At 39.1% G+C, this 6,207-nt stretch carries 4 protein-coding genes and 1 tRNA gene; all 5 read left to right on the plus strand.

Translation table 11 applies throughout. From position 1 onward, the window contains the following. Positions 1-48: 48 nt before the first annotated feature. Complete coding sequence (locus VKY50_RS04020; protein WP_324299106.1) at positions 49-3,285, plus strand: cytochrome c biogenesis protein CcsA; 3,237 nt, start codon at positions 49-51, stop codon at positions 3,283-3,285. 223 nt (positions 3,286-3,508) lie between these two features. Beyond that, positions 3,509-4,678 carry a trans-sulfuration enzyme family protein gene (locus VKY50_RS04025; protein WP_324299108.1) on the plus strand — a complete coding sequence of 390 codons (1,170 nt, stop codon included), beginning with the start codon at positions 3,509-3,511 and terminating at the stop codon, positions 4,676-4,678. 58 nt (positions 4,679-4,736) lie between these two features. Beyond that, complete coding sequence (bshB1, locus tag VKY50_RS04030) at positions 4,737-5,453, plus strand: bacillithiol biosynthesis deacetylase BshB1 (protein WP_324299110.1); 717 nt, start codon at positions 4,737-4,739, stop codon at positions 5,451-5,453. Positions 5,454-5,516: 63 nt separating this feature from the next. Beyond that, positions 5,517-5,592: transfer RNA gene (locus VKY50_RS04035), tRNA-His, on the plus strand. A 135-nt stretch (positions 5,593-5,727) separates the two neighbouring features. After that, on the plus strand, positions 5,728-6,207 hold a 480-nt coding region (locus VKY50_RS04040; protein ID WP_324299112.1), incomplete at its 3' end, for a hypothetical protein.

Below are 6,207 nucleotides of genomic sequence, written 5' to 3' on the forward strand. Positions count from 1 at the left end.
ACCTTATTTTTGCCATCGGAAAATCAATTGGTAAAATCAACATATCTCATGTTAGACTCCCTTAAGAAAGTACTATTCTCTACACGTTTAATGGCCATTCTTTTTGTAGTGTTTGCAGTAGCCTTGGCCATGGGTACCTTTATCGAAAGTTGGTACAACACAGAAACCTCAAAGATTTGGGTGTACAACACCTGGTGGTTTGAATTGATTATGCTATTTTTTGTGATCAATTTTTGTGGGAACATCAAGCGCTATAACTTAACAAAAAAAGAAAATTGGCCCGTTTTATTGCTTCACCTTTCGTTTATTATAATTTTAATTGGAGCGGGGATCACTCGTTATATTGGATATGAGGGGATTATGCCAATTAGAGAAGGTCAAACAGTGGATTATATGTTGACCCAGAAGAAGTATGTAACCGTATTAGTTGATGGGGAAATCAACGGTGAACCAAAAAGAAAATCCTTGCAGGATGAGATCATGATCTCTAAAATGGGACGTAAAACCTCTCTTCCGTGGAAGTCTGATTTTAATGGACAGGATTTCGAGATCTCCTATGCTGGTTTTATTCAAGGAGCTGAAGAAGGTCTTATAGAAGATGAAAATGGTGAAACCTATATAAAAATTGTAGAAGCTGGTGGTGGCGATCGTCATGATCACTATATCAAAGAAGGAGAAGTTACCAATATCCACAATATCTTATTTGCTTTGAATAAGCCTACCCCTGGAGCCATCAATTTGACGATCACAGATTCCGTAAGTACCATTGAAGCACCATTCGAAGGTACGTTTTTACGGATGGCGGATCAATTTCAGGGAGCGGTCATAAAGGATAGTGTTCAAGACCTTAAATACCGCTCATTGTATTCCATGGCTGGGATGCAGTTCGTATTTCCTGATCCTGTTGTCACCGGCTATTATGGTATTGTAGAGACTCAAGAGAAAATGCCAAATCAAGCAGATGCTTTGATTTTAGATGTTACCACAAATGGCCAAACCAAGCAAGTAAGGCTTCTTGGTGGTAGCGGGATTATCAGTAAACCAGAATCTATCTCTGTTGGAGGATTGGATTTTCACCTGAGTTTTGGCTCTATTAAGATTCAACTTCCTTTCAGTATTACTCTAAATGATTTCGTAGCCGAGAAATATCCTGGGACTGAAAAGGGATATTCTTCCTATATGAGTAGAATTACAGTTCATGATGAGCGATCCTTTGATTTTGATATTTACATGAATCACGTACTTGACCACGGAGGTCACCGCTTTTTCCAAGCGAGTTTTAATCCAGATGAAAAAGGAACCATTCTTTCTGTGAATCACGATTGGTGGGGAACTTGGGTAACTTACCTCGGGTACACCTTATTGTATATCGGTCTTATCGCTATTATGTTTGTCGGAAAAACAAGGTTTAGAAAATTATCAAAGATGCTCAAGAAGGTCAAGGAGAAGAAAGCCACAATGACCGCTGTTCTTGCATTGTTTTTAATTACCAGTACCTGGGCTCAGGTGTATGAGAATGAACCCAACAAAGATGAGCACGAACATGCACATGTTCAAGAGGAGGAAGTACAAGCCGTTGACCAAGCGCACCTTCATAGAGCCCCTACGAAAGCTGAGGTAGATTCCATTCTAAAAACCACTATAGTAAGCAAAGAACACGCGGCTAAATTTGGAGCCTTAATAATTCAGGATAGCGAAGGAAGGATGAAGCCTGTCAATACGTTTGCCTCTGAGCTGATGCGAAAAATACATGGTTCTGAGACTTTTAAGGGAATGGACGAAAATCAAATTTTAATTTCCATGTTACAGAACCCTCCACTGTGGTATAATGTGGAGTTTATTTATATTACTAAGAAAAACGATAGTATCCGAGAAATTGTAAGTGCTCCAGAGGATCAAAAATACCTAAAAGCTGTTGATTTTTTCGATGGACTTGATTATAAGTTGGGGCCTTATTTAGAAGAGGCTTATAGTACTAATACGCCAAATCAGTTTCAAAAGGACTTTAAGAACTTTGATCTAAAACTCGGACTTTTAAATCAGGCTTTAGGTGGAAACATTCTACGAATTTTTCCATTGCCAGGTCATGAGAATAACAAATGGATTTCTTTGGCAGACTATCGCAAAGGAGATTTTCATGTTACAGATAGCCTTTATTCGAATTTCATTAATAAGTCGTTGTCATTTTACTTAATGACTCTTGAGAATGCTAAACGTACTGGAAATTACGACCAGGCGGATAAGTTACTAGAGGCCTTCAAGCAGAATCAGAAAAATTACGGTAGTGAGGTGATGCCATCAGATCGTAAAATTGATATGGAATTGATGTATAATCAATACAATATATTTGAGGAGCTTTTGGTGTGGTATATGCTCGTTGGGATTGTGATGTTCATTGTAATTATTCTGCAGATATTTAAAGATAATTCGATCTACAGAACGATTATAACCCTTGGGAAAGTAGGTCTTCTGATATGTTTTATTTTGCACACCGCAGGATTGATTGCGCGTTGGTATATTAGTGGACACGCTCCCTGGAGTGATGCCTATGAGAGTATCTTGTTTGTTGCTTGGAGTACCACGGCCTTAGGATTGATATTTGCGCGTAAAAGTGATCTGACTGTAGCTGCTACGGCCTTTGTGACGGCGATCATATTGTTCGGAGCACACCTGAATTGGATTGATCCAGCAATTGCCAACCTGCAGCCCGTATTAGATAGTTACTGGTTGATGATCCACGTTTCTGTGATTGTTGGAAGCTATGGACCATTTACCCTAGGGATGATTTTAGGTTTGGTTACCCTATTTTTAATGATCTTCACTACCGAGAAGAATAAAAAACGAATGGCCATCAATATCCAGGAACTGATCATTATCAATGAAATGGCTCTTACTGTTGGTTTAGTGATGCTTACCATTGGAAACTTTCTTGGTGGACAATGGGCGAATGAAAGCTGGGGACGTTATTGGGGTTGGGATCCAAAAGAAACTTGGGCTCTTGTCAGTATTATGGTTTATGCCTTTGTGATTCACATGCGCCTTGTACCTGGTCTTAGAAGTAGATGGGCATTTAGTTTTGCTAGTGTAGTGGCCTTTGCCAGCATTATGATGACTTATTTTGGGGTGAACTTCTATCTCGTTGGGCTACATTCATACGCAAGCGGAGATAAGGTTATTACACCTGTATCGGTATATTACTCCGTGGCGTTTGTATTGATAGTTGGTGCTATCAGTTATTGGCGATTTAAGAAAATGTATTCTAAAAATAATCAACGCGTTGATTGATTAAAAAAAATAGTCCGTTACCCATTTTGACATCTAGTTTAAATGGGTAACGAATTTTATACAAAGGTAAGGGCGGGGTCTCTTACTTTTTTTATTTGCCACTATTGGTCTCTAGAAATAGGTAAGGAATTTTATCACAAAAATTGACGGATGTTCTTGTAAGTTCCATATTTAATTAAAGACAAAAACTTTAACTTTGGACTTTAAGATCAAAAATATACTTATGAAAACCGAAAATTTTAAACTTAACACCATCTGTACACATATAGGTGAGGTTGAGGATAAACAATTTAAAGGTGCCGTTTCTCCTATATATACCTCGACTGCTTATGCCTTTGAACAGGTAGAGGAAAAACGTTATCCAAGATATTTTAACACACCAAACCAACAGGCATTATCCAAGAAATTGGCAGCCTTAGAGTATGCCGAATCCGCCCTTATTTTTGGAAGTGGAATGGCTGCGATTAGCACTGCTATGCTGGCTTTTTTAAAGTCTGGCGATCACGTAGTACTTCAGAAAGAACTCTACGGTGGAACACATAATTTTATAGTACAGGAGTTCGAGCGTTTTGGGATCAATTACAGTTTTGCCCAAGGTAGAAAGGTCGAGGATTTTGAAAAGGCTTTCAAGTCTAACACAAAATTAATCTATTTAGAGTCGCCTTCGAATCCTTTATTATCTGTGGTAGATATTCAGGCTATTTCGAGTCTAGCCAAATCAAAAGGGGTGTTGTCTATGATCGATAATACATTCGCCTCCCCAGTGAATCAGAATCCTATTAAACTAGGCATTGATTTGGTTATTCATAGTGCCACTAAATACCTAGGAGGGCACAGTGATATTTTGGCAGGAGCTGTTTGTGGAAGTAAAGAACATATAGAAAAAGTACATTCATTAGCGATCAACCTAGGAGGTACTTTGAGTGACTACACCGTTTGGTTACTTGAGCGAAGTATTAAGACTTTAGGAGTTCGTGTAAAGGCTCAGAATCGAAATGCGAAGAAATTAGCTAAGTATCTCAGCAAAAATCAGGCGGTTTCTAAGGTGTTTTATCCTGGGTTGTCATCACATCCTGATCATGCAATTGCCAAGAAGCAGATGAAAGGGTATGGCGGAATGTTATCTTTTGAACTAAAAGAAGATATTGATGTTTCACAATTTTTGGATGCTTTACAAATTATCAAGCCTGCAATGAGTTTGGCAGGGGTGGAGAGTACTATATTGTCACCCGCACAGACATCACATTCTTTGCTTACAGCGGAGGAAAGGGAAGCTCAAGGAATCAGCGATCGCATTTTAAGATTCTCTGTTGGAATTGAAGATAGAAAGGATTTAATAGCAGATTTTGAGCAAGCTGTGGCAAAGGTAAGGGCACAACAATTGCAAGCATAAGCAGTAATTCGTGTGTCTGACCCTTACTACTTGTTAATACATTATTTAAGAAACAAACATGAAACTAGATATTCTGGCATTTGGAGCACATCCTGACGATGTGGAATTGGGTTGTGGAGCTACTGTAGCCAAAGAGGTTTCACTCGGAAAGAAGGTGGGCATTGTTGATTTAACTAGGGGAGAGCTCGGAACAAGGGGGTCTGCGGAATTAAGGGCTATAGAAGCGGAGAATTCAGCGAAGATACTCGGTGTAGCCTCTAGAGAGAATTTGGGCTTTGCGGATGGTTTTTTTGTCAATGATAGGGCGCATCAGTTGAAAATTATTGAAATGGTACGTAAATATCGCCCAGAGATTGTTCTCTGTAATGCCGTTGAGGATCGTCATATCGACCATGGAAAAGGGAGTAAATTAGTCAGTGATTCTTGTTATCTAAGTGGTCTTGTTAAGATTCAGACAAGTCTCGATGGTGAAGCTCAAAATCCGTGGCGTCCTAAGGTTGTATATCACTACATCCAATGGAAGAATCTAACGCCCGATTTTGTGGTGGATGTTAGTGGGTTTATCGAGAAGAAGGTGCAAGCGATTAAGGCATTCTCGTCACAGTTTTACGATCCAAATAGCAAAGAACCTGAAACGCCTATCACAAGTAAAAACTTTTTTGAGAGTGTTGACTACAGGGCTAGAGACCTTGGAAGGCTTATCGGAGTGAGTCACGCTGAAGGGTTTACTGTAGAGCGATTGTTGGGTGTGAACGAGTTAGGTGATATTCTTTAAAAAAGATACTATTTTTCTTTGCAAATGAGGTAAAATAAATTACATTTGCATCCGCAATTACACGGTGGTTGTAGCTCAGCTGGTTAGAGCGCTGGATTGTGGTTCCAGAGGTCGCCGGTTCGAACCCGGTCTTCCACCCATACTTGAAAACCCTGCTAAACATTGAGTTTAGCGGGGTTTCACTTTTTTTAACATTTTCTTTCCTTGGTTAAAATTTGTGTTATAATGGTAAAAAGTGGTAAATTTCAGGGTAAAAGTTTACGAAACAATTACGATGAAAGCACAGGTCAAAATGTATAAAAATGATGGAGCTGGTAAGACTGGCTATCCAGTAAAATTAATCATTTCTCACAAGAAAAAGATCGAACGTAAAACTTTGGTCACGGATTTAGAAAAGTATTGGGATCCTGTTAGGGAAATTCCACTACCTTCCTATCCGGATTTTGAAACATTGTATTCGCGGATCCTGGAGATTCGATCCAGGGCTGTTGGAATTGAATTTTATGAAATGGAGGATATGACCATGGCCATGAATTTTTTATTGAATTCTGGGAAAAAGGATAAACTGATTGATTTTTACACTTATGTAGATCAACGTGCTAGTTATATGCGATCCCTGGGGCGTGAAGGTAATGCCATTTCTTATGAAGATGCAAAAAAAGCATTGATGACCGTGGCTCCTTCTTTGAAGTTCTCAGAGCTTACTCCAGCACTTATCTCAAAAATGAAAGTAAAGAAACGACTTGATGGGTGT

The sequence above is a fragment of the Galbibacter sp. genome, assembly GCF_035306585.1.
Lineage (GTDB): Bacteria > Bacteroidota > Bacteroidia > Flavobacteriales > Flavobacteriaceae > Galbibacter.